This window comes from Limnobacter litoralis (assembly GCF_030160455.1).
GTDB classification, from domain to species: Bacteria; Pseudomonadota; Gammaproteobacteria; order Burkholderiales; family Burkholderiaceae_B; genus Limnobacter; species Limnobacter litoralis.
Map to the genome: position 1 here is coordinate 52,260 of NZ_BSOJ01000019.1, position 23,122 is coordinate 75,381.

Consider the following 23,122-nt stretch of genomic DNA (forward strand, 5'->3'; position numbering starts at 1 on the left):
ACAATCAGAACGGCATTTTGAAGCCGGGAGGCATCGGGAAACCGGCTGTGACTGAGGCCATTTTTTCTTGCATCAGGGCTTCTGATTTGCGCACGCCGTCGTTGAACGCGGCCGCAATCAGGTCTTCCAGCATGTCTTTGTCATCGGCTAGCAGGCTGGGGTCGATGCTGATGCGCTTGACGTCGTGTTTGCAGGTCATGGTGACCTTGACCAGTCCACCGCCCGAGGTGCCTTCCACTTCCATCTTGCCGATTTCAGCCTGCATTTTTTGCATGTTTTCCTGCATCTGCTGGGCTTGTTTCATCAAACCGGCCAATTGGCCTTTCATCATGTTCATGGTTTACTCCTTCAAAGGAATTTTAGACATCCGCCGGGCCGCTGACGTGCAGAGGCCGCTCGGACCCCGGCACCACGCTGGCACCCATGGTTTTGGATATTTCACTCAGAAAAGGGTCTTCCTGAATGGCCTGACGGGCCTCGTCAAAGGCCTGTTTGCGTTGTTCAGTGTTGACTGCGTGTGCCGTTTGCTGAACCTCGCCATGCTGCATGTCCAATTTGACGTTGCAGCCCAAATGATCGCTCAGGGCTTTTTCCATGCGGGTGACGGTCAACCCCTCGGTGTAAGCCTTGATGGCCGTCTTCAAGGTCAATACAACCGCACTGTCGTGTTGCTCACACTTCACCAACTCGGCCTGCACCAATGCCTGCCGGGTCAGCCCTGTGGCTGCAACCTGCTGGGAAAACTCAGGCCAAGAGCTTTTGCTTGGCAACTGCAAATCGCCCGATGGGGGCCTTGGCGTGGCTGACTCCACGGGCTTGGCTGCGGCAGGTGCGGGTGCAGGCGCTGCAACGGGTGCTGGTTGCGCCATGGTGGGTTTTGGTACGGCAACTGGCGCAGGAGCGGGTGCCGCAGCGGAAGACCTGGGTGCAATCAATTCTGCATCGCCGGGCTTGAAAGCCAACATGCGGAGCAAAGCCATCGAAAAACCAATCTGATCTTCAGGGGCCAAGTGCAACTCAGCCCGGGCATGCGTGGCAATTTGATAAAACAGTTGCAGATCTTCGGGGGTAAACAGGGACTGCACTGCAGCCAGCGCCGCGGCGTCCGGGTCATCCATGTCGAGCCCGCCCGTGAATGTGGCCACCGACAAGCGATAACTGCAGGCGGCCAACTCGTCCAGCAGGCTGGCAAAGGGCGCGCTAACGGTGGCCAAACCCTTCGAAATGTCAAGCAGCTGCTTGCCATCGCCTTGTGCGAGCGCGGTTAATATTTGCACGATGACCTGTTGATCGACCGCGCCCAACATTTGCCTGACCGTGGCCTCGGAGACCTGACCAGCGCTGTATGCAATGGCCTGATCGGTGAGCGACAAAGCATCGCGGAGACTACCCCGGGCAGCCTTGGCAATCAGTCTGAGTGCCGCCGCTTCATGCGAAATGCCTTCGCTGTCCAGGATGGTCGCCAAGTGAGAAGCGATCTGGTCGGGCAACAACTGGCGGAGACTGAATTGCAGGCAGCGGGACAGCACCGTGGCCGGAATTTTTTGTGGATCGGTGGTCGCCAAAATGAACAACACATGCCCGGGCGGCTCTTCCAGGGTTTTCAGCATGGCATTGAATGCGCTGCTGGACAGCATGTGCACTTCGTCAATGACATACACCTTGTACCGCCCTGCCGTGGGCGCGTACATGGCGTTTTCAAGCAGGGCCCGCATTTCATCCACCTTGGTGTTGGTGGCGGCGTCCACTTCAAGCAGATCGACAAAACGCCCCTGACTGATCTCAAGGCAAGCCTGACACTGCCCACAAGGCTGACGGCTCATGCCTTTTTCGCAGTTCACGGCTTTGGCCAGAATGCGGGCGATGGTGGTTTTTCCGACGCCGCGCGTACCGGTAAACAGATAGGCATGGTGAAGGCGATTGTTGTCGAGCGCGTGCGAGAGGGCCTGAACCACGTGCTGCTGCCCGACCAGCGATTCGAAATCGCGGGGGCGCCACTTACGGGCCAAAGCTTGAGAAACGGATTCAGACATGGACACGTTCACCCGACAATGTTGCTGCGCCAAAAACGAAGAAGGCGAGCCAGAACCCCGGCACTGGCTTCACGGTTATGGCTGCTTCCTTCCGGACCTGACCAGGTTGGCCGCTAGACCATGCGGGGAGGCCCGCCAATCGACATTCTACACTGAAGTGATCCAGTGAACCTGCCCGGTGCGGTCAATCAGCGCGGCTTCTGTGGACTTGACGGGGTCCGCCGCTGCAAGTGTCTGATTCACAAGGTTCACGTATTGTAAAACCTGCTCGCGATAACCCGGCAAATTGTGGGCATCGACCTTCCATTTGTAATCCAGAACGACCCACCGGCCTTGCGTGTACACCACTCGGTCGGCTCGCAGAAGCTGCCCGGTTCGAAGCACCCACTCCAGTTCATTAAACGCTTTGTCAGCGCCTTTGAAAAATAGGTGAAGATGTGGCGCCGACAACACGGTTTCTGCAGCTTGCTGAACTTGCGCTCGCTCAAACTCAGACAACACCAATAGCACATCCTCGCAATCCAACAATCGGGCAGCCCACCAGGTCTCAAAATCGGCCAACCCATCCAGATGCTCAAGCACGCCATGCCAGGCCGTGCCCATGCGCAATTCGCTGGAATTCAAGCGTGGGACCACCTCGCCGATTGACACGCTCAAAGCGGGCAATTCGGGAAATGCGGGGCGAACCCACACCGCAGACGCTGGCTCCAGGGCCAGTTCTGTCTGCACGGGGGAAGCGTCTGCCCCAGGCCACGCTTCAAACACCTGGTCCGCGTGGGGCAACAGCCGCTCATACCATCCCTTACTGCCGCGCTTTTCAGTGCCACTGACGTGAAGCGACTGCCTAGCGCGGGTTAGCGCCACATACAGCAAATGATCTTCTTCGTCTTCAAAGGCCTGCTTTTGCACAGCCATGCTATGCTCGCGCCCGCCCGTTTGCGTGCTTTTGCTGTCGTACACGGAAATGGCGGTCGGCGCATCTTCGCCCAATTCCCAATCGATGAGAACATCCAGTGACGACCCCCCTGGGCTGGGCGCCGAATCGGCATCCGGCAAGATCACATGACGGGCCTCCAACCCTTTTGCGGAGTGCACGGTCAGCACGGCAATGGCGTCCTCGCCGGTCAGGGCACCCTCACCGTCTGAACCCCCGAACTCGGCCAACCTTTGGGCTTCGGCCAGGGCCATGGCCAAATCCGGAAAGCGCCCCTTGTTCACATTCAAGGCCCAGGCTTTCAACCAATCCCAATGCTCCGCCATCATGACCTTGTAACGGGCTTGCACCGACTTCAAATATTGCAGACTGGCTTGGGTAGAACTGGCCACCAGGCTCAGCGTTTCAAACAAGGGCAATTGTCGCGAAATGGACAACCAGCTCGACATCGTGCGATGCACCGCTTGCCAGTAGGCCTGATCCGACTGGGCTTCCTGCTGGATGGCTTCCCACACGCTTTCGGAATTCTGGCGACGGTGCAAAGCCTGAAAATCGGCGCTACTGACTGAAAACAGGGGGCTGCGCAGCAACTGCAACACGGCAAAGTTGTCTTGTGGATTCAACAAAAAACGCAAAACAGCAATGGTGTCGAGCCAAACCATGGACGTGTAGCGCTCACCCTTGTCTTTCAACACAAAGGGCAAACCGGCTTCGCGAAAAGCGCTCACCAAAGGCAAGGCGCTTCGATGGGTTCTGACGAGCACCATGACCTCAGACCAGTTTTGAATAGCGCCTGAACTTCGCCACTGCTGCAACACGCGAACCCAATGCTCAGCCTCGCCGATGGCCTCGTCCGCAGCCACCTTGGGGTACACCGACAAACCGCTCAACAGCGGTGCCGCAGGCCACTCCGACGGTGGCACCGCACTGGCATGGGGACGAAAAGGTGTGGTGCCGCGAACCTCGTCGGGTGCGAACACGCGATTGACCACCTCGACCACCGCGGGCAAACAACGCCGGGTTTGATCCGAGGCGAGAGACACTGCGCCGAACCGGTCTTCAAGCCATTGGCGCACGTAGGCGAACAATCGGGCTTCGGCACGTCGAAATCGATAAATGGACTGCTTGGGGTCGCCCACCACAAACAGACTGGGCTGCTCGCCCGATTTGTATTCGTCCAGCCAATTGCGCAAGATGGCCCACTGAACCGGGTTGGTGTCCTGAAACTCATCCAGCAAAATGTGCCGAACTCGCGTGTCCAGCTTCTGCAACATGTAGCTGCGCTGCTGTTCATCCAGCAACAAATGCAGGGCCGTGTACTCCAGATCGTCAAAATCACAGAGGCCCTCAAGCGATTTGACGCGAGAGTAGGTTTCAAACAAAAGGGGCACCAGCTCGGCCAGGCTCTGCGAACCACGCAGATCACGCTGATCCTGAACTTTGCGCAAACCAGTAATCAGTTGCTCGCAAAACGCCTGCGCGCGAGCGGCGAAGCTGTCTGCATCCAGTCCGATTTTTTTGGCATTGGCTGCCGAAATTGAGCAGAAATGACTCAAGGGTGTTTTGGTTTTGGTCAGGCAGATGCCACAAAGCTGCTCAAACACATCGACTTTGCCCACTGCCCCACTGCGCCACAAGGCCAGTAGATCCACCAGTTTGCGGGCAATGTCCTGCTGACTTTTGCTGCCCTGGCCCAGGTCTTTGGCAATCAGGTCTAGGGTTTCTGACCAGCCTTGCATGCCCGCAGTGTCGAACAGCGCTTCTGGCCAGGGTGAGCGATCGTCAATGCCTAGCAAAGCGGCCAGTTGCGCTGGGCCGCCCCGGCGAAGCCACAAATCAAAAGCGACACGATTGGCCAGCGCCTTGTGCATCAGGTGGACAATTTCAGACTGGTCGTACTGGCGACCAAGCTGATCCAAGGCAGCGCTTAGAGGATGATTCACCTCCAGGCCTGCGACATGCCCCAAACACTGCTCAATCGCCACGCGGGCGTAATAGGCGGTTTGTTCAGTGGGTTCGTTCTGTCTGGAAAAGCCACTCGACAGGGGCGCCATCTGACACAAAGACGTAAACCAGCCATGAAACGTGTCTATCGTGACACCGCGCGGGTTGGTCAGCACCTCTCCAGCCAACGCCTGCGCTTTGGAGACGGTGGCTGGGTCAGTGGGTGCACCGCGCTCAAGCAACAGCGTGCGCAGGTCAGCCTCACTGGCCGTGGCGCAGTGGCGCAACAAGTCGAACAAACGCTGACGCATTTCTTCGGCGGCTTTGCGCGTAAAGGTAATGGCCAGAATCTGCTCTGGGCGTGCCCCAGCCAACAGCAAGCGAAACAGGCGCGCGGTCAGCAACCAGGTTTTTCCACTGCCCGCGCAGGCTTCCACTACCACATTGCGGGCGGGGTTGCAGGCAGTCAGCACCAACTGTGAAACCGCGTCACTCATGCGTCAACCTCCTCGTCTGGGGCTTCAAGCTGGAGGTCTTCGGGTCTGCAAATCCCATAAGCCGCACAGTAGGCGCAACCGCCATTTTCCGGCGTGGCTTGCCAGCTTGAACTTTGAGAAAAGAATTGATCGAGGTCTGCCGACACCTGCTGAAAAAGGGCTTCACCCCAGGTAGAAGTACCCTCGTAGGCTTCAAATTCAGCGGTGGCCGGAAAGGGCAGCCAGTCTACCTTGTCTTTGTGAATGGCCAGAAACGACAACTCCTCCACGGCTTGACCGGCCATGCCTAACAGCGCCTGATAGGCCGGCAATTGCGGCAAAGCCAAAGGGTCACCATTTTTACCCAATTGGGCTTTCAGCTTTTCAGGGCGCGTGAACTTGATGTCCACCAAACCCAGCGCTCCACCCTTGCGGTCAATGCGGTCGGCGCGACCACTCAGGCGAATCGATTTGCCGGCTCGGGGCAACGCAAGCTCGCCTTGCAGCGGCGTTTCAGCAGATTCGAATTGCCACCCACCCGCCTGCCGTTGAATCATGCGGCCAGCCAGCCTGGGAATGATGGACTCAAAAAACCGCATAAACGGGTACAGCGTCAGCCGTTGCGACTCTTCCAGACCCGCCCATACGATCTGCGCCTCACTTTGCAAGGTCCTTTTCCAGTCCTCAAGATCTGCAAATGCCTCACCGGCCTGTCTGAGTGAAATGGCTGACTTTTCCAGCACCCGATGCACAAAAGTGCCCCGCAGTTGCTCGAAACTTTGAGGTCTGCGGGCTTGCGTGTCTTGCCAGCCCAGGCAACGGGTCAGACCAAAACGCAAGGGGCAAGACATCCAATCGTCCAGCGCACGCACCGGCATCTGCTCGGGTATTCGCACACCCAATTCATCGGGCTGAATACGCAGACTGTCTGCGGGTTCATGGGGCAACTCGATTCGGCTATCCGCAAGGGCTACTTCAAGACGGGCTTCGGGGGTGTGTTGCTGCAGCACAATCTGTAACCATTGCAACTCAGACAGCAGAGATTCCGGTCTGCCAGACACCTGGGCACAGTGAATCAGACAGATTGCCCGACTGTTCTGAATCAAATCATAAAGCGCTGAAATCTTTTGAATTCGCTGCAAATGCGGGCCAGGCAGACCGAGATCGATGGTCACGTTGGGCGGCAACAAACCGGGCGGACTTTCCTGAAAATGCGATTGTGCGCAACCCAGCACCAACACCCGACCGAATTCCCGAAGGCGAGTGGCCAACAGCGGCAGCACCCGCACCGGACTTTTCACGTCCAGCGGACGGAAGCGCTGTGACTCCACCCAGTGTCGCCAAGCCGCCAGCCACTGCGTAAAGTCTGCTTCCAAACCCTGATTGTCAGCCATGGCCATTTGTTGAAGACCCAGCAGAAGATGGCGCCCTGCTTCGTCCTCAGAAAGGGCCTGACCAATTGGGCCGGTGCCCAGGGCATTGAGCAGCCCCGCCGCCCAGTCGGCCAAACGCGCAGGCCTGTCGGCTCGCAGGGTTGTGGCCAATTCACAAACAGTGTTGTCAAAGGGATGTACAACAACATCAAGCAAGCCCGTCTGTTGCCAATCCAGCATCAGTCGATTGAACCAGCCCGCCACCCTGGATGTAGACAGTCGCCAACCGGTTCGATCGTCGACCTGAACACCCTGTTCAGCGAGTAGTGCCACCAAACGACGCGCGGCCAGGCGATCCACCACGGCAATCACGATGGTCTCCTCGGCATCCTCACCCAGCCATTTCAAGACCTGTGCCGCGGCCTGCTGAGCCTGTGTGGCCTCGTCGGCTGCCACCGTCAAGATCGCCCGGTTGGCCACATCCAGCTTTCGCCAGGGTTCCGGCCCCTCCACTTTGGACAGCGCCACCCGCTGCACTGGCAATTCCGGCAACCAGGCGCGAAGCCACAGCTCGGGAGTGGCCTCACCGTCATCAAACCACACCACCTGGTCGATCTGTCCCGATGAACAAAACGCGGGCGGTCTCAACAAAAGGCTTTGCAGCTCTTCCCGATACACCTCAGCCAGGCTGACCACCACGCGCGCTTCCATTTCCGCAAAATGACCGGAACGAATGTAGTCTTGAAGCGAGGGGGTTTGGTTTTCATGGGTCAGCACCAAGCGAAAGGCCAATTCCAGATACTCTTGAGCCAACACCCACCGCTGTTCATCGGCCAGGCCCGCAACCAGGTCTGGATTGGAATTCAGGGCTTGAACCACCTGCGCCTTCAGATTCCACCAACGCAGCGGAGAATTGGCGGTGCTCATACGGTCCGCCGTCTGAATCATGGGGGACAACACCGCGTCTGCCGCCATGTGTATGGCCCACTCGGCCTTGAATGCGGCTGCGTTTTCAATGCGTGGCAGAATCCAGAGCACCCGGTTCAGCGGCACGCCATCCCGCGGCAATCGTTCAAACACTGGTAAAAATAGAGGCATGACTGAGACAATAAGAGCGGTTTGCGATCCATTAAGTGCGCAAAACGGACACTTGATTGTGTTTGGTGTCAATTTCGCTGTAACATTCAGAATAACACTTTCTGAGTCGGGCCCCTGTTTCAGGCCCGAACATGATCTATCTGAGGAATTAAATGAGCAGTGACCTGATTAAACACGTCAGTGACGCTTCTTTCGAAAGCGATGTGGTGAAGTCCGACAGCCCTGTGCTGGTGGATTACTGGGCCGAGTGGTGTGGTCCATGCAAGATGATTGCCCCCATTCTGGATGAGCTGTCTGGCGAATACAAAGGCAAACTCCAGATCGCGAAAATGAACGTGGACGAAAATTCCGAAACACCATCCAAGTACGGTATTCGTGGGATCCCGACTTTGATGTTGTTCAAGAATGGTGCAGTTGTGGCCACCAAGGTAGGCGCCCTTTCCAAGTCGCAACTTGCGGCTTTTCTGGACAGCCACCTGTAAAGCAACACACCCCGGGGCCCCATTTCTTGGGGCCTTTCTTCGGTATCCCCTGACAAACCCTTTTAAATCCCACCCACTTCGATCGCTGCCACCACATGGCAACTGATGCTCACCTGAACAAGAAAAAATGTATCTATCCGAACTGAAGGTTTTACACGTCTCAGCCTTGCTTGAAATGGCTGCCGGGCTTGAAATCGACAATGCAAACCGCCTGCGCAAGCAAGAGTTGATGTTTGCAATCCTGAAAAAACGCGCCAAAAATGGCGAACAGATTTTTGGCGATGGCGTCTTGGAGGTTTTGCCGGACGGCTTTGGCTTCCTGAGATCACCCGAGACGTCCTACCTGGCAAGCCCGGATGACATTTACATCTCCCCAAGTCAGATTCGCCGCTTCAACCTGCACACGGGTGACGGGATTGAGGGTGAAGTCAGAACGCCCAAAGACGGTGAGCGCTACTTCGCACTGGTGAAAGTCGACAAGGTCAACGGCGAAGCGCCAGAAGCCAGCAAGCACAAGATACTGTTTGAAAACCTGACCCCCCTGCACCCCAACCAGCCTTTGAAGCTGGAGCGCGAAATGCGCGGCGAGGAAAACAACACCGGCCGAATCATCGACATGGTGGCCCCCATCGGCAAAGGCCAGCGCGGTTTGCTGGTGGCGCCGCCAAAATCGGGTAAAACCGTGATGCTGCAGCACATTGCGCATGCCATCACCGACAACCACCCCGACATTACCCTGATCGTTTTGCTGATCGACGAACGTCCGGAAGAAGTGACCGAGATGATGCGCAGCGTGCGTGGTGAAGTGATTGCTTCCACGTTTGACGAACCCGCCACCCGCCACGTGCAAGTGGCTGAAATGGTGATCGAAAAAGCCAAGCGCCTGGTCGAGCACAAACGCGACGTTGTCATTTTGCTGGATTCGATCACTCGCCTTGCACGGGCCTACAACACCGTGGTGCCTTCATCCGGCAAGGTGCTGACCGGTGGTGTGGACGCCAACGCCCTTCACCGCCCCAAACGTTTTTTTGGTGCTGCGCGTAACATCGAAGAAGGTGGTTCACTGACCATCATCGCCACCGCGCTGGTTGACACCGGCAGCCGCATGGACGAAGTGATTTACGAAGAATTCAAAGGCACCGGCAACATGGAAATTCACCTTGAACGCCGCATGGCTGAAAAGCGTGTTTACCCAGCCATCAACATCAACCGTTCGTCCACCCGTCGCGAAGAGTTGCTCATCAAGCCAGACCTTCTGCAGAAGATCTGGGTGCTGCGCCGCCTTCTGCACGACATGGACGAAATCCAGGCCATGGAATTCCTCATGGACAAGATTCGCCAGACCAAGAACAACGGCGAGTTTTTCGAGATGATGAAAAAAGGCAATTAAGCCTTGAACTGAATGGCCCGCAAGGTCAGTATCTGAGTCAGGTTGGTGAGCGTTTTGCTCATCATCCGGCTCCACACCAAGTCCATCACCGACGTTTTAAAAAGCATCTTGGGCAAAAAGCCCGAAAACTTGGGCTTCAGGTGAAACACATACCGCCAGGTGATGATGGTCTCATCGCCCAGCTTTTCAAATTCGAAAGACCCTTTGGCGTGGTCAATGAAATTGACCACCGGCTGTGAAAACCCCACACCACGGTACAAAAACTGCCGGTTTGGCTCCACCGCCAGCAACTCCTCCTCAATCACCGCACCGTCTTTGAAGGTGATTTTCTGACGAGCACCGACATGATCAAACGCTTCACCGCTCAGCATTTCAACGCTGACAATCGGTGCGATCAGCTTGTCGCTGTGAATGTACTCGTGAGGCTTCAGTGTCAAAAACAACTTGAAACAAGTCGCAATTGGAACAGGCACTCGACAGGTTTTCTGGATCGTTAAGGGAACTTCGCTCACAATGCCTCCTGGTGAATCACGATTGATTTGACATGATTTCTAGATTTGTTCCAATACTAGCCAAATTAAAAGCATTGAAAACCCATGGGCGGTTGATGTGGAAAGCTTTTGTGCATGCAAAGACGCCATTGTGGATCAAACTGTGCATGGTTGGCGTTGTGGCCTACCTGATTAGCCCGGTTGACTTGGTGCCTGATCCAATCCTGATTCTGGGCTGGACCGATGATCTGGTGGTGATTACGGTGGCGATGTGGTTGTTGGGCAAAGCAATCCCCCCTGAGGTCAAGGCAGAAATCGAAGGCCCCAAATGAAAAAGCCCGGCGCTTTCGCAGCCGGGCCCCAACTTACCTCAAAGTTGTTCTAGTGCGTTCAGTGCCCAGTGGCAACACCCGCACCCCTTGGCGTACGAATGCTCTCAACCAGGTGCTGAATGTCTTCTGGAGGCGGTGCTGTCACCTTGCTGACCGCATAGGCCACTACAAAGTTGACCGCTGCGCCCACGGTGCCAAAGGCTTCTGGTGAAATGCCAAAGAAACCGTTTTTGCCACCGACCAGATGCAGGTATTCAGTGCCCTTGATGAACAGAATGCCTTTGTGCGCGAACACATAGAACAGTGTCACAAAGAGACCTGACAACATGCCGGCAATTGCACCTTGAGAGTTCATTTTCTTGGAGAAAATGCCCATCATGATGACCGGGAACAGGGAAGAGGCTGCAATACCGAAAGCCAAAGCCACTGTACCTGCCGCAAATCCGGGTGGATGCAAGCCCAGATAGCCCGCAACCAGAATTGCCACCGCCATGGAGATCTTGCCGGCAAGCAATTCATTGGACTCGGAGATATTCGGGTTAAACACGCCCTTGATCAGATCATGCGATACTGCGGAAGAAATAGCCAACAGCAGACCCGCGGCAGTCGACAAGGCGGCGGCCAAGCCACCAGCAGCCACCAGCGCGATCACCCAGTTTGGCAACTTGGCGATTTCGGGGTTGGCCAACACCATGATGTCCGGGTTAACGTCCATTTCATTGCCCTTCCAGCCAGCGGCTTCTGCCTTGGCCTGGAATGCGGGGTCTTTATTCTGGTCGTTGTAGAACTGGATGCGACCGTCGCCGTTTTTGTCATTGAACTTCAACAGGCCAGTTTGTTCCCAGCGTCCCATCCAGGCGGGTTTCTGATCCACCGGCAGCGAGGCTTCTTTGGCAAACATGTCACCACCTGTGGCCGCAGCTGGATTCACTGTGGCAATCAGGTTGAAGCGTGCCATTGCACCCACAGCAGGGGCCACGGTGTACAACAGTGCAATAAAGACCAGCGCCCAACCAGCGGATGAACGTGCGTCCTTCACCTTGGGCACCGTGAAGAAACGAACGATCACGTGCGGCAGGCCCGCTGTACCGATCATCAGTGAGACGGTGTAAAAGAAGGTGTTCAGATAGCTGCCATTGGGTGACGTGGTGTATTGCCCGAAGCCCAGATCAGTCACCACTTTGTCAAGCGTGGCCAGCATGGGCTGATGGTTGGACAACATGTCTGAGCCCAGGCCCAGCTGCGGGAACGGGTTACCAGTCAGGTTCAGCGAAATGAAGATGGCCGGCACGGTGTACGCGAAAATCAACACACAGTATTGTGCAATTTGCGTGTAGGTGATGCCTTTCATACCGCCAAACACAGCGTACATGAACACAATGCCCATACCTACATAGATGCCCGTTTCATTGGAAACACCCAGGAAGCGGGAGAAGGCCACGCCCACACCAGTCATCTGACCAATCACATAAGTGAGTGAAGCCACCAGCAAACACAACACCGCCACGGTGCGCGCGGTGGTTGAGTAATACCGGTCACCAATGAACTGGGGCACGGTAAACTTACCAAACTTGCGAAGGTAGGGTGCCAACAGCATGGCCAGCAGCACGTAGCCACCGGTCCAGCCCATCAGAAACACCGATGCACCGTAACCCAGTTTGGCGATCAAACCCGCCATGGAAATAAAAGAAGCGGCTGACATCCAGTCAGCCGCCGTTGCCATGCCGTTTGCGATGGGGTGCACGCCCCCGCCCGCCACGTAAAATTCGCCCGTGCTGCCCGCACGCGCCCAAAACGCAATACCGAGGTAAAGCGCAAAACTCAGACCCACGATGACGTAGGTGATTGTTTGCAAATCCATGCTGTCTCCTTAGTCTTCGTGAACGTCGAATTCGCGGTCAATGTCGTTCATTTTCTTGGCGTAGTAGAAAATCAACGCAATGAACACGTAAATTGAGCCTTGCTGAGCAAACCAGAATCCGAGGGGATAGCCCCCGATACTGAATTTGTCCAGCTGTTCAACGAACAGGATGCCAGCGCCGTATGACACCAGGAACCAGACCACCAGCACTTTGGCAAGCAGTCCGAGCGTGGCTTTCCAGTAGGCATCTGCCTCACTTGGCTTACTCATCGTTTGTCTCCTTTTGAAAAAGGTTTATTTTATGAACCGAGACATCACGGGTAAGGTCACATCCCTCCCAGTCTTCGGCTTAAACCCAGTATCAAAAAGAAAACTTACGTCAAACTGAATGAATGTAAATCAGGTGGAATGCGCATTTTTGAGGCGTTTTGCCTCAAATTCCATTCGCCAGGCCTCAAAGCGGTCTTCTTCAATGGCCAGGCGCATGTCAGCCATCAGCTCGAGGTAATAGTGCAGATTGTGAAAGGTATTGAGGTGAGCCCCCAGAATTTCGCGGCTTTTGTCCAGGTGATGCAGGTAAGCGCGGGAGAAGTTTTGGCAGGTGTAGCACCTGCACTCGGCGTCCAGCGGACTCTCGTCGTTCTTGAATTTTGCGTTGCGAATGCGTATGTCGCCATGCCGGGTAAACAACCAACCGTTGCGTGCGTTGCGGGTTGGCATGACACAGTCAAACATGTCAATGCCATGCGCCACGGCGTTTACCAGGTCTTCAGGCGTGCCCACACCCATCAAATATCGCGGTTTGTCCACCGGCAGTTTGGGGGCGGTGTGGGCCAGAATGCGCTTCATGTCTTCTTTGGGCTCGCCCACAGACAGGCCACCAATCGCATAGCCATCAAATCCAATGTCGGTCAGGCCAGCCAGCGAAATGTCGCGCAGGCTTTCGTACATGCCGCCTTGCACAATGCCAAACAGACCGTTGGCATTGCCCAGCTCGTCGAACGCGCTGCGAGAGCGTTTCGCCCAGCGCATGGAAAGCTCCATGGACAGACGGGCCTCTTCAAAAGTGGCGGGGTAAGGCGTGCATTCATCGAAAATCATGACGATGTCGGAATTCAGCACCGTCTGGATTCGCATGCTTTCTTCGGGCGTCAGAAACAGCTTGTCGCCATTGACCGGGGACCGAAAATGAACGCCCTCCTCCTTGATTTTGCGCATGGCACCGAGGCTGAACACCTGAAAGCCGCCGGAGTCTGTCAGGATCGGACCTTTCCAGCCCATGAATTGGTGCAGGCCGCCAAACTTGCTGACAATGTCTAAACCGGGCCGCATCCAAAGGTGAAAGGTGTTACCCAGAATGATTTGAGCCTGAATTTCGGTGAGATCTCGCGGGGTCATGCCCTTGACCGTGCCGTAAGTACCCACGGGCATGAAGATGGGCGTCTGGATGGTGCCGTGCGCGGTCGTAATTTCACCGCGACGCGCCATGCCCGACGTGCCTTTTAACGTGTAACTTAATTGCCCCACAAACCCCTGCCCTCGACGAACTGTCGTTTCGATCCAAATTGCCCGCTATTTTAATGGACTCTGCTCGGCCCAAGGCGCTGTTTCGAAGAAAGGTTCAAGCAAAGTTGGCCCGCCTTTGGCACAATGGTGAACAAACAATGACTAAGCAGCACATGCAACACGCACCCAAACCTGTCTTTACCAGCGCCGAAAAACACCCCGATGACCTTGAGCTGGATGCTCATCTGTTCCGTCAGGCTTTGGCCCAGTTTGCCACCGGCATCACCATCATCACCACGGCCAAGCAAGGCGGCGGTTATGTGGGGGTCACAGCCAATTCATTCAACTCAGTCTCGTTGCATCCGCCATTGGTGTTGTGGAGTCTGTCCAAAAAAGCCAGTAGCCACGATGCGTTTGCCGCGGCCACCCACTATGGGGTCAGTGTACTGGCCGCAGAACAGGAAGCACTTTCACACCATTTTTCAACGTTCAAAGGCGATCGCTTTGCCGGGCTGGACGTGATTGAGGGCCTGGGTGGCGTGGCGTTGATTCCGGACGCTTTGGCCCATTTTGAGTGCAAAATTCGCAGCCGCTACGAAGAAGGCGACCACTACATCATGGTCGGTGAGGTGCTGCGCTGCGACTTTCGTGAGGGTGAGGCTTTGGTTTACCGGTCACGAAAGTACTTCAAAAACTAGACTGCGCTGCTTGCCCGGCTGTTTGGCAGCTGAAACTTGTTCACTGTGACCCGGAGATTTTTGACCGCAGCTTCGAGCTGGCAGGCCGTTACCGCAGTGCGCTCCGACCAGTCCAGGGTGGTTTCTACACTGGTATTCAAAGCGCCCAGATTTTTGCCGATGCTTTGTGCAGCCTCGGTCTGCTTGATTACGCTGGCGCGGATGCTGTCCACGCCGTGACAAGCCTGCGTAGCGGTTTGCTGCATTTGCTGGGTGGCACCCACCACCTCTTTCAAGGCTGACACGGAATTTTCAAGCGACGAAATGCCGGCCTGCGCGGTGTTGGACACTTTGGCGGACTGGGTTTCCAGCAGCTGCGAAAGACTTTCAATCTTGGTGGCTGATTGGGATGTTTTGTCAGCCAGCACACGCACTTCACTGGCCACCACCGAAAAGCCCCTGCCCGCCTCGCCTGCACGAGCCGCTTCAATGGCGGCATTGAGCGACAGCAAATTGGTTTTGTCGGCGATCTCTTTGACCTGACGGCTCAGCTCGACGATTTGAGCAGAAGACTGCACAAACACATCGGACGAGCGGGTGAGGTCTTCGATTTTCTCGAAGGTGCTTTGCAAATCTGCATTCAAGGCCTCCACCTTGTTCAAACTGGCATTGGCACCCTGCTCATTTTGTTGCGACAACAGCCACACCTGTTCGGCGGAATCGCTGACCAATTTCAGGTCCTGCGTGAAGGAATTCGAGGCATCGACCGACTGCGCCGAGTAATTTTGCTGCTGGTTGGAAGAGGCCTTCAGCGATTCAGCCGCTTTGCCAATGTGCTCGCTGGCATTCGAGACTTCACCCGACACCGTAAACACGGAGGCCACCGTGACTCGAAGGGAAAGCACCATCAATTCGAGTGCGGCCAGAAATTCGCCGATCTCGTCCTTGCCATCCTTGAAATCACTGACGGTCAGATCGCCCCCAGCAACGCGCTTGGCCACCTCGTTGGCTTTGCGCAATCGTTTGCGAATGGATTGGGTCATGAAGACAAACAGGGCACAAACCACGCCGAAGCCAACCAGACCGATGCCTGCGATTTCCAGCCCCAGGGTTTTGGCGGCATTGACCTGCTGCACACTCAGGGTCTGCACGTTGTTTTTCAAGATGGTTTGAATTTCAGAAAACTGGTCTGAAATCGCATTGCCCTGCTTCAAGGCGTCGGTCAACATCAATTGCCGAACTTCATCCAGGTTGTTGAATTGCGTGTAGTGCTCAATTTTGCCGATGGTCTGGCCCAGGGTTTTGAACTGCTGGTCAACCGCATCCAGCTTTTTCAGCATCGCGGGGTCAGAGGCGGAGTTTTGCAGCTCCTTTTTGAGGTCAGCCAGCTCAGCGATGGCCTGTTTCTGGATGTTCTGATATTTGGTTTGAAACTGGTTGAACTGCTCTGGGGTGTAACCGTTGTCGGCGGCCAGCAAACGGTCTCGCAGGTTGATTTGAACCTCATAGACCTCAGCCCGCAGATTACCGAGCCGCAAAATCATGTCGCCAGCGCGGCTGTTGGCTTTCATTTGCAGCTGTGCAGTGCGCTCAATTTGATGGTAGCTGACCGCTGAGATCAGCAGGGTTTGCAGGCCAAGAAACACCAGAATCCAAGTGATTTTTTGCCCGATACTGATGTTGTTGCTTGCAAGCTTCATGATGCCCCCAGACATTCCTCGTGTGTTTGAACGAAGAATAACAGGGGGCAGGTCAGGGTTTCAGAACACGTTTCTGCTAACCCATCTGAGGGGTCTTGTGTTTAAGGAGCGTTGGTGCCGCGCACAGCGCGACGTTTGTACCAGTCCAGTAACTCACCCACCAGACCTTTGCGGAAGGCCAGTACACACACCACAAAGATGAAACCGGTCACGATGGTGACCGAATCGCCGATGGTGTTGAACCAGTCCACGTGCGTGGTTGATGCCAGAAAACGCCCCAGTTCACCCAGCTTGTTTTCAAGGCTGACGATGACCACTGCACCCACAACCGGGCCGACCAAGGTGCCCAAACCGCCGACCAGCGTCATCAGCACCACCAGACCGGACATGGACCAGTGCACATCGGTCAGGGTCTCAAAACCGAGCACCACCGCTTTGGTTGACCCAGCCAGACCCGCCAAGGTGGCAGACAGCACGAAAGCCATCAGCTTGTGTTTGTCGACGTCGTACCCCAGGGAAATGGCGCGTGGCTCGTTTTCCTTGATGGCCTTGAGCACCTGCCCAAAAGGCGAGTGCACGATGCGCACGATCAGCGCAAATCCGGCCAGACAGATGCCGAGCACCACGTAGTACAGGGTCAAATCACTGCCGAGGTTAATGAAGCCCAGGAAGTGACCACGCGGGATGCCTTGAAGACCATCTTCACCGCCAGTGAATGGCGCCTGCAGAAACACGAAGTAAAGCATCTGCGCCAAAGCCAGGGTAATCATGGTGAAGTAAATGCCCTGACGGCGAATGGCCAACAAACCCATCAGCAAGCCGATAAAGGCTGCAAAAGCAGTGCCTGCCAGTACACTGACTTCAAAGGGCAAGCCGGCGTCTCGAATGAGGTAGCCCGTGATGTAGCCTGCCCCGCCAAAAAAAGCGGCGTGACCAAAGGACAGCAAGCCGGTGTAACCAATCAACAGGTTGAACGCACAGGCAAACAATGCGAAGCAAAGCACCTTCATCAGGAAGACCGGATATATGCCAAATGGGGCCGCGAGCAGCGCAAGCAACACAACGAGAATGGCAATCTTGTTTTTGTTCATGATTCGCTTTTCCTTGTTACTTCTCGCGACCAAACAGGCCGGCAGGTCGAATCATCAGCACGATGGCCATGATGATGAACACCACGGTGGCAGACAACTCGGGATAGAACACCTTGGTGAGGCCCTCTACGATGCCCAGAACCAGACCCGTGACAATTGCCCCAAGGATGGAACCCATGCCACCAATCACGACCACAGCGAACACGGTGATGATCAAGTGCGAACCCATGAGTGGCGAGATCTGGATGACCGGTGCTGACAACACGCCAGCAAAGGCAGCCAGGGCCACTCCGAAACCATAAGTCAACGTGACCATCAGCGGCACATTGACACCAAAAGCTTCCACCAGCTTGGGATTCTCGGTGCCCGCACGCAGATAAGAGCCCAATTTGGTTTTTTCAATCACGAACCAGGTCAGCATGCAGACCGTGATGGAGGCCACTACAACCCAGGCACGGTAATTGGGCAGGAACATGAAGCCCAGGTTGGTCACCCCGCGCAACAGCTCAGGGGTGGAATACGGTTGGCCAGAGACCCCGTAAATTGAGCGGAATATGCCTTCAATCATCAGCGTAACGCCGAAGGTCAGCAGAAGTCCGTACAGGTGATCCAGCTTGTAGAGCCACTTCAGCAAAGTGCGCTCGATGATCATGCCAAAAACCCCCACCATCAGCGGTGCGACAACCAGCATGACCCAGTAGTTCAGCCCAAAATAAGCCATGCCCATCCAGGTGAGCAAGGCACCCAGCATGTAAAGGGCACCGTGGGCAAAGTTGATCACGTTCAACAAGCCAAAAATGACCGCCAAACCCAGCGACAACATGGCATAGAACGAACCATTGACGAGCCCCAGCAACAACTGGCCCATAAAGGCTTGAATCGGTATTCCGAATATATCCATTTCGATCAACTCGACAAGTTAAAAACAGGGCCCCAGACCGGCGTGCGGCATGGGGCCCTTGATCAGGCCATCAAATTACTTCCAGGCGGCGCACTTGGAGTCGGCCTTGCTGGTGAAGGCTTCTTCGCCAGGAATGGTCTGTACCACGTTGAGCAAGTCCCACTCGCCTTTTGATTCGGAAGGCTGCTTGACCTGCATCAGGTACATGTTGTGAATCAGGCTGCCGTCTGCGCGGTAGTAGCCGTCCTTCACGTACATGTCGTTGTACTTCATGGACTTCAGCTCAGTCATGACCTTGTCTGGATTGTCCGTGCCAATTTTCTGGACAGCCTTCAGGTAGTTGAGGGTTGCTGAGTAGTCTGCAGCGTGCAGGCTGGTTGGCATTTTCTTTTCAGTGGCGTAGAAACGCTTGGCCCACTTGCGTGCGGCGTCGTCCTGGTCCCAGTACCAGCTGTCGGTCAGGTACATGCCCTTGGTCTGGTTCAGACCCAGTGAGTGCACGTCGCTGATAAACATCAGCAGACCAGCCAGCTTCATGGTTTTGGTCACGCCAAATTCGTTGGCGGCCTTAATGGAGTTGACGGTGTCACCACCCGCGTTGGCCAAGCCCACGATTTGCGCGCCAGAGGCTTGCGCTTGCAGCATGAATGAGGAGAAGTCGGAAGTGGACAGAGGGTGACGCACTTCGCCCACCACTGTGCCGCCATTCTTTTTCACCACAGCGGCGGTGTCGTTGTACAGGGAAATACCGAACGCGTAGTCGGCGGTCAGGAAGAACCACTTTTTGCCGCCCTGCTTGGTTACGGCACCGCCAGTGCCCTTGGCCAGTGCCACGGTGTCGTAGGCGTAGTGGATGGTGTAAGGCGAACACTGGTCGTTGGTCAGTGCTGAAGAGCCGGCACCAATCACGAACAGGGGTTTGTGCTTTTCAGAAGCCACTTTGGCAATCGCCAGCGCCGTACCGGAGTTGGTACCTGCGATCAGCATGTCAACGCCTTCCTGGTCGAACCATTCACGGGCCTTGCTGGCGGCGATGTCGGCCTTGTTCTGGTGGTCGGCGTAGATGAACTCCACTTTCTTGCCGTTGATCTTGCCACCCATGTCGGCAATCGCCATTTTGACAGCCTGAACACCGCCAGGGCCGTCGATGTCGGCGTACACGCCAGACAGGTCGGTGATCATGCCGATCTTGATGACGTCACCGGAAATGTCGCCGGCGTGGGCTGTTGCCATTGCACCAAAGGCACAGGCTGCACCGACGGCTTTAAAAATCTTTTTCAATTTCATGAGAATCTCCTTCGTTTTGCTTGGGTTATAGCCCTGACTTCGGGCCCATTTTTTATACGCCCAGCAGCGAGTGCAGCACGGGCATTTTTTCATCCAGTTCCGACGCGGCGAAGGTCTCAACGATCTGACCATGTTCAACCACGTAGAAACGGTCTGCCAGGGGCGCAGCAAAACGGAAGTTTTGCTCCACCATCACGATGGTGTAACCCTTGGCCTTCAGAGTGGTAATCATTCGGGCAAGTGCCTGAACAATCACCGGGGCAAGCCCTTCTGAAATTTCATCGAGCAACAACAAGCGGGCGCCTGTGCGCAAAATGCGCGCCACTGCCAACATTTGCTGCTCACCGCCTGACAGGCGGGTACCCTGGCTGTTCTTGCGCTCAGCCAGGTTTGGAAACATGTCGTAAATCTCGGCGATGCTCATGCCCTTGTCCATCTTGGACACTGAGGGTGGCAGCATCAGGTTTTCTTCGGTGGACAGCGACGAAAAAATACCGCGCTCCTCCGGGCAAAAACCGACGCCCAAGTGGGCAATTTTGTAGGTCGGCAAACCGATGGACTCCACGCCGTTGATCTTGATGGAGCCTTTGCGCTCGCCCGTCAAACCCATGATGGCGCGCATGGTCGTGGTTCGGCCCGCGCCGTTGCGACCCAACAGGGTGACCACTTCGCCAGGCATGACCTTGATATTGATGTCGTGAAGAATGTGCGATTCGCCGTACCAGGCGTGCAGGCCGGAGATTTCCAGTGCGGGCGTGCTCATGCGTGTGCTCCTTCAAGAACGCCGGTGTTGCTGCCCATGTAGGCTTCCATCACTTCAGGGTTGCTGGACACTTCGGCGTAGGTGCCTTCAGCCAGCAAGGCCCCCCGTTGCAGCACCGAAATTCGGTCGCTGATGCCGGAGACCACGTTCATGTTGTGCTCCACCATAAGAATGGTGCGCCCTGCCGACACTTTTTTGATCAGCTGGGTGACGCGGTCAACGTCCTCGTGACCCATGCCCTGTGTTGGCTCGTCCAGCAACATCAATTCCGGGTTCATGGCCAGTGTGGTGGCAATTTCAAGCGCACGCTTGCGGCCATAAGGCAAATCGACCGTGATGGTGTCTGCAAAGGTTTCAAGATCAACCTCGGCCAACAGCTCCATGGCACGGTCATTCAAACGATTCAGGCTGCGTTCACTTTGCCAGAATGAAAATGAGTTGCCCAAGGGACGCTGCAAACCAATGCGCACGTTTTCCATCACAGTCAGGTGTGGAAACACCGCTGAGATCTGGAATGACCGAATAATGCCTTTTCGGGCGATCTGCGCAGGCTTGACCGCAGTGATGTCTTTGCCGTTAAACAGAATCGAGCCCGAGGTAGGCACCAAAAAAACTTGGTCAGCAGGTTGAAACAGGTGGTTTTTCCGGCACCGTTGGGGCCGATCAGGGCGTGTATGTGCCCTTTTTGAACTTTGAGGCTTACCGAATTGACTGCGGTAAAGCCCTTGAACTCCTTGGTCAAGGCTTTGGTCTCTAATACCACATCCGCCATGCTTGCTCCGTGAGATATTTTTATTTGATCCCACATGGTAGCGTCGCACCCAATCAGAAAACATTAGGGCAAACCTCATCCAGTGAAACCCTAAATGCGCTTTGAAGGCTCAAAAAAAATCCCCGACGAATCGGGGATTTAATCGACGAATCGGGGATTTAATTTCACCTCAAAACAGTTTGATTAGTGATCAGCCAGAATGTCCACGTCTTTGGTTTCACGGACAAACAAGAGGCCAATGACCAAGGTTCCCAGGGCGATTACGATGGGGTACCACAGGCCGTAATAAATGTTGCCGTTGGCTGCCACCATCGCAAACGCGGTGGTGGGCAGGAAGCCGCCGAACCAGCCGTTACCAATGTGATAAGGCAATGACATGGAGGTGTAGCGGATTCGGGTCGGGAACATTTCAACCAGAATGGCGGCAATCGGACCGTAGACCATGGTGACGTAAATCACCAGAATGGTCAGCAACACCACCAACATCGGCTTGTTGATTTTGGAAGGGTCGGCTTTTTCAGGATAACCCGCTGCGCGAATGTGCTCGGTCATGGACTTGGAGAACTCATCCAGTTTGGCCTTGGCGTCTTCTTTGCTCAAGCCTGTGCCTTCAAACGAAGACACTTGCTGATCGCCGATCTTGACCATGGCCACTGAACCGGCAGGTGCCGCTTCATTGGAGTAGTTCACTGAGTTCTTGGCCAAAAATGCCTTGGCGATGTCGCAAGATTTGGTGAACTTGGACGTGCCCACGGGGTTGAACTGGAATGAACACTGTGCGGGATCAGCCACGACAGTCACTGGCGCGTTGGTCAATGCAGCTTCCAGACCGGGGTTGGCGTAATGCGTCAAACCCTTAAAGATTGGAAAATACGTGACAGCGGCCAGCAGCAGGCCCGCCATAATGATTGGCTTGCGACCGATTTTGTCAGACAAGGTACCAAACACCACGAAGAAGATCGAGCCGATCAACAATGCGATGGCAATCAAGATGTTGGCAGTAACTGCGTCCACTTTCAGAGTTTGTGTCAGGAAGAACAGCGCATAGAACTGCCCTGTGTACCAGACCACAGCCTGACCAGCCACCAGACCCAACAAGGCGATGATGACGAGCTTCAGGTTTTTCCACTGACCGAAAGCTTCAGACAGAGGCGCTTTGGAACCTTTGCCCTCTTCCTTCATCTTCTTGAACACGGGGGACTCGTTCAACTGCATGCGAATCCACACAGATACGGCCAGCAACAGAACGGAGACCAGGAATGGAATCCTCCAGCCCCAGGTGTCAAAGTCTTCACTGCTCATCAGGGAACGTGTGCCCAAAATAACCAGCAATGACATGAACAGACCCAGCGTCGCTGTGGTTTGAATCCAGGAGGTGTAAGCACCGCGCTTGCCATGCGGAGCGTGTTCTGCCACGTAAGTGGCGGCACCACCGTATTCACCACCCAGCGCCAAGCCTTGTACCAAGCGTAAAACAATCAAAACGACCGGAGCGGTAATGCCGATGGCTGCATAGTTGGGCAGAACACCCACTATGAATGTGGACGCACCCATCAACAGGATTGTCACCAGGAAGGTGTATTTGCGACCGATCATGTCGCCCAAACGACCGAAGACCAAAGCACCAAATGGACGGACTGCAAAACCTGCAGCAAAAGCCATCAGCGCAAAAATGAAAGCGGCTGTGGGGTTCACGCCCGAGAAAAACTGTTTGGAAATAATCGCTGCCAATGACCCGTACAAATAAAAGTCATACCACTCAAATACCGTGCCCAATGAAGACGCGAAAATAACCTTCTTTTCTTCCGCGGTAATGGGTCTCGGTGTTGCAACGCGAGAACTCGCTGACATACATGCCTCCTGAATACTTCTTATTGGTGTTTAAGTGTCCGTATAGCCTTAAATACAGCGGGACACATCGCTGCACGCAAGATAAATCTGTGCGGATTTTTGCTCCAGATACCTGACGGCATACTGACAATTTGAAGGCGGCAAAAAATATATTTTTTGC

At 55.2% G+C, this 23,122-nt stretch carries 18 protein-coding genes, 1 other RNA gene and 1 pseudogene; 4 read left to right on the forward strand and 16 right to left on the reverse strand.

Going from position 1 to position 23,122, the window contains the following annotated elements; all coding sequences use genetic code 11:
• Positions 1 to 4: 4 nt before the first annotated feature.
• The 5 genes from QQJ87_RS10100 to QQJ87_RS10120 all read right to left on the reverse strand — a co-directional run bounded on the left by QQJ87_RS10100 (position 5) and on the right by QQJ87_RS10120 (position 7,858).
• Entirely contained in the window at positions 5 to 331 is a 327-nt protein-coding gene (locus tag QQJ87_RS10100; protein WP_284281616.1) for a YbaB/EbfC family nucleoid-associated protein, read from the reverse strand.
• A gap of 28 nt (positions 332 to 359) precedes the next feature.
• Positions 360 to 2,033: a DNA polymerase III subunit gamma/tau gene (gene dnaX / locus QQJ87_RS10105; RefSeq protein ID WP_284281576.1), complete on the reverse strand. Its 1,674-nt coding sequence runs from the start codon at positions 2,031 to 2,033 to the stop codon at positions 360 to 362.
• A gap of 40 nt (positions 2,034 to 2,073) precedes the next feature.
• An RNA gene (gene ffs, locus QQJ87_RS10110) (signal recognition particle sRNA small type) lies at positions 2,074 to 2,170 on the reverse strand.
• A gap of 10 nt (positions 2,171 to 2,180) precedes the next feature.
• Positions 2,181 to 5,408: a UvrD-helicase domain-containing protein gene (locus QQJ87_RS10115; protein ID WP_284281577.1), complete on the reverse strand. Its 3,228-nt coding sequence runs from the start codon at positions 5,406 to 5,408 to the stop codon at positions 2,181 to 2,183.
• A complete protein-coding gene (locus QQJ87_RS10120; protein ID WP_284281578.1) occupies positions 5,405 to 7,858 on the reverse strand; it encodes a PD-(D/E)XK nuclease family protein in 2,454 nt (817 codons plus the stop codon). The genes QQJ87_RS10115 and QQJ87_RS10120 overlap by 4 nt, the downstream gene beginning before the upstream one ends.
• A gap of 152 nt (positions 7,859 to 8,010) precedes the next feature.
• On the opposite strand from QQJ87_RS10120, the gene trxA reads away from it, so the two are divergent.
• Both trxA and rho read left to right on the forward strand, forming a co-directional pair.
• Positions 8,011 to 8,340, forward strand: coding sequence for a thioredoxin TrxA (trxA, locus tag QQJ87_RS10125; protein WP_284281579.1), 330 nt, complete (start codon positions 8,011 to 8,013; stop codon positions 8,338 to 8,340).
• A gap of 127 nt (positions 8,341 to 8,467) precedes the next feature.
• Entirely contained in the window at positions 8,468 to 9,730 is a 1,263-nt protein-coding gene (rho, locus tag QQJ87_RS10130; protein WP_284281581.1) for a transcription termination factor Rho, read from the forward strand.
• On the opposite strand, the gene QQJ87_RS10135 is transcribed toward rho, so the two are convergent.
• A complete protein-coding gene (locus QQJ87_RS10135; RefSeq protein WP_284281583.1) occupies positions 9,727 to 10,242 on the reverse strand; it encodes an SRPBCC family protein in 516 nt (171 codons plus the stop codon). The two genes, rho and QQJ87_RS10135, sit on opposite strands and share 4 nt — an antisense overlap.
• A 95-nt stretch (positions 10,243 to 10,337) precedes the next feature.
• Here QQJ87_RS10135 and QQJ87_RS10140 point away from each other — a divergent pair, with 95 nt between their 5' ends.
• Complete coding sequence (locus QQJ87_RS10140; RefSeq protein ID WP_284281584.1) at positions 10,338 to 10,553, forward strand: YkvA family protein; 216 nt, start codon at positions 10,338 to 10,340, stop codon at positions 10,551 to 10,553.
• Positions 10,554 to 10,611: 58 nt separating this feature from the next.
• Here QQJ87_RS10140 and QQJ87_RS10145 read toward each other — a convergent pair whose 3' ends face one another.
• The 3 genes from QQJ87_RS10145 to tgt all read right to left on the reverse strand — a co-directional run bounded on the left by QQJ87_RS10145 (position 10,612) and on the right by tgt (position 13,941).
• A complete protein-coding gene (locus QQJ87_RS10145) occupies positions 10,612 to 12,414 on the reverse strand; it encodes a sodium:solute symporter family protein (RefSeq protein WP_284281585.1) in 1,803 nt (600 codons plus the stop codon).
• A gap of 9 nt (positions 12,415 to 12,423) precedes the next feature.
• Entirely contained in the window at positions 12,424 to 12,684 is a 261-nt protein-coding gene (locus QQJ87_RS10150) for a DUF4212 domain-containing protein (protein WP_284281586.1), read from the reverse strand.
• 129 nt (positions 12,685 to 12,813) lie between these two features.
• Positions 12,814 to 13,941, reverse strand: a complete 1,128-nt coding sequence (gene tgt, locus QQJ87_RS10155) for a tRNA guanosine(34) transglycosylase Tgt (protein ID WP_284281587.1) — start codon at positions 13,939 to 13,941, stop codon at positions 12,814 to 12,816.
• Positions 13,942 to 14,078: 137 nt separating this feature from the next.
• On the opposite strand from tgt, the gene QQJ87_RS10160 reads away from it, so the two are divergent.
• Positions 14,079 to 14,618 carry a flavin reductase family protein gene (locus QQJ87_RS10160; RefSeq protein WP_284281588.1) on the forward strand — a complete coding sequence of 180 codons (540 nt, stop codon included), beginning with the start codon at positions 14,079 to 14,081 and terminating at the stop codon, positions 14,616 to 14,618.
• On the opposite strand, the gene QQJ87_RS10165 is transcribed toward QQJ87_RS10160, so the two are convergent.
• The 7 genes and pseudogenes from QQJ87_RS10165 to QQJ87_RS10195 all read right to left on the reverse strand — a co-directional run bounded on the left by QQJ87_RS10165 (position 14,615) and on the right by QQJ87_RS10195 (position 22,962).
• Positions 14,615 to 16,297: a methyl-accepting chemotaxis protein gene (locus QQJ87_RS10165; protein WP_284281589.1), complete on the reverse strand. Its 1,683-nt coding sequence runs from the start codon at positions 16,295 to 16,297 to the stop codon at positions 14,615 to 14,617. The genes QQJ87_RS10160 and QQJ87_RS10165 overlap by 4 nt on opposite strands.
• Before the next feature lie 101 nt (positions 16,298 to 16,398).
• The gene (locus QQJ87_RS10170) at positions 16,399 to 17,388 is read right to left on the reverse strand and encodes a branched-chain amino acid ABC transporter permease (RefSeq protein ID WP_284281590.1); all 990 of its coding nucleotides are present in this window, start codon (positions 17,386 to 17,388) and stop codon (positions 16,399 to 16,401) included.
• 16 nt (positions 17,389 to 17,404) lie between these two features.
• Complete coding sequence (locus tag QQJ87_RS10175; RefSeq protein ID WP_284281591.1) at positions 17,405 to 18,289, reverse strand: branched-chain amino acid ABC transporter permease; 885 nt, start codon at positions 18,287 to 18,289, stop codon at positions 17,405 to 17,407.
• A gap of 75 nt (positions 18,290 to 18,364) precedes the next feature.
• Positions 18,365 to 19,576 (reverse strand): ABC transporter substrate-binding protein, encoded by a 1,212-nt coding sequence (locus QQJ87_RS10180; protein ID WP_284281592.1) that lies wholly within the window; start codon positions 19,574 to 19,576, stop codon positions 18,365 to 18,367.
• Between the two features lie 52 nt (positions 19,577 to 19,628).
• A complete protein-coding gene (locus QQJ87_RS10185; RefSeq protein WP_284281593.1) occupies positions 19,629 to 20,339 on the reverse strand; it encodes an ABC transporter ATP-binding protein in 711 nt (236 codons plus the stop codon).
• A pseudogene (locus tag QQJ87_RS10190) lies at positions 20,336 to 21,111 on the reverse strand (ABC transporter ATP-binding protein). Before QQJ87_RS10190 ends, QQJ87_RS10185 begins: the two are co-directional and overlap by 4 nt.
• 183 nt (positions 21,112 to 21,294) lie before the next feature.
• On the reverse strand, positions 21,295 to 22,962 hold the full coding sequence (locus QQJ87_RS10195; protein WP_284281594.1) for an MFS transporter: 1,668 nt from the start codon (positions 22,960 to 22,962) through the stop codon (positions 21,295 to 21,297).
• Positions 22,963 to 23,122: the final 160 nt, after the last annotated feature.

Bases quoted from the DNA above. Each gene is read 5' to 3' on its own strand.
- QQJ87_RS10100 (WP_284281616.1), bottom strand. From the start codon at position 331: ATGATGAAAGGCCAATTGGCCGGTTTGATGAAACAAGCCCAGCAGATG.
- dnaX (WP_284281576.1), bottom strand. From the start codon at position 2,033: ATGTCTGAATCCGTTTCTCAAGCTTTGGCCCGTAAGTGGCGCCCCCGC.
- QQJ87_RS10115 (WP_284281577.1), bottom strand. From the start codon at position 5,408: ATGAGTGACGCGGTTTCACAGTTGGTGCTGACTGCCTGCAACCCCGCC.
- QQJ87_RS10120 (WP_284281578.1), bottom strand. From the start codon at position 7,858: ATGCCTCTATTTTTACCAGTGTTTGAACGATTGCCGCGGGATGGCGTG.
- trxA (WP_284281579.1), top strand. From the start codon at position 8,011: ATGAGCAGTGACCTGATTAAACACGTCAGTGACGCTTCTTTCGAAAGC.
- rho (WP_284281581.1), top strand. From the start codon at position 8,468: ATGTATCTATCCGAACTGAAGGTTTTACACGTCTCAGCCTTGCTTGAA.
- QQJ87_RS10140 (WP_284281584.1), top strand. From the start codon at position 10,338: ATGTGGAAAGCTTTTGTGCATGCAAAGACGCCATTGTGGATCAAACTG.
- QQJ87_RS10145 (WP_284281585.1), bottom strand. From the start codon at position 12,414: ATGGATTTGCAAACAATCACCTACGTCATCGTGGGTCTGAGTTTTGCG.
- QQJ87_RS10150 (WP_284281586.1), bottom strand. From the start codon at position 12,684: ATGAGTAAGCCAAGTGAGGCAGATGCCTACTGGAAAGCCACGCTCGGA.
- QQJ87_RS10160 (WP_284281588.1), top strand. From the start codon at position 14,079: ATGACTAAGCAGCACATGCAACACGCACCCAAACCTGTCTTTACCAGC.
- QQJ87_RS10165 (WP_284281589.1), bottom strand. From the start codon at position 16,297: ATGAAGCTTGCAAGCAACAACATCAGTATCGGGCAAAAAATCACTTGG.
- QQJ87_RS10170 (WP_284281590.1), bottom strand. From the start codon at position 17,388: ATGAACAAAAACAAGATTGCCATTCTCGTTGTGTTGCTTGCGCTGCTC.
- QQJ87_RS10175 (WP_284281591.1), bottom strand. From the start codon at position 18,289: ATGGATATATTCGGAATACCGATTCAAGCCTTTATGGGCCAGTTGTTG.
- QQJ87_RS10180 (WP_284281592.1), bottom strand. From the start codon at position 19,576: ATGAAATTGAAAAAGATTTTTAAAGCCGTCGGTGCAGCCTGTGCCTTT.
- QQJ87_RS10185 (WP_284281593.1), bottom strand. From the start codon at position 20,339: ATGAGCACGCCCGCACTGGAAATCTCCGGCCTGCACGCCTGGTACGGC.
- QQJ87_RS10195 (WP_284281594.1), bottom strand. From the start codon at position 22,962: ATGTCAGCGAGTTCTCGCGTTGCAACACCGAGACCCATTACCGCGGAA.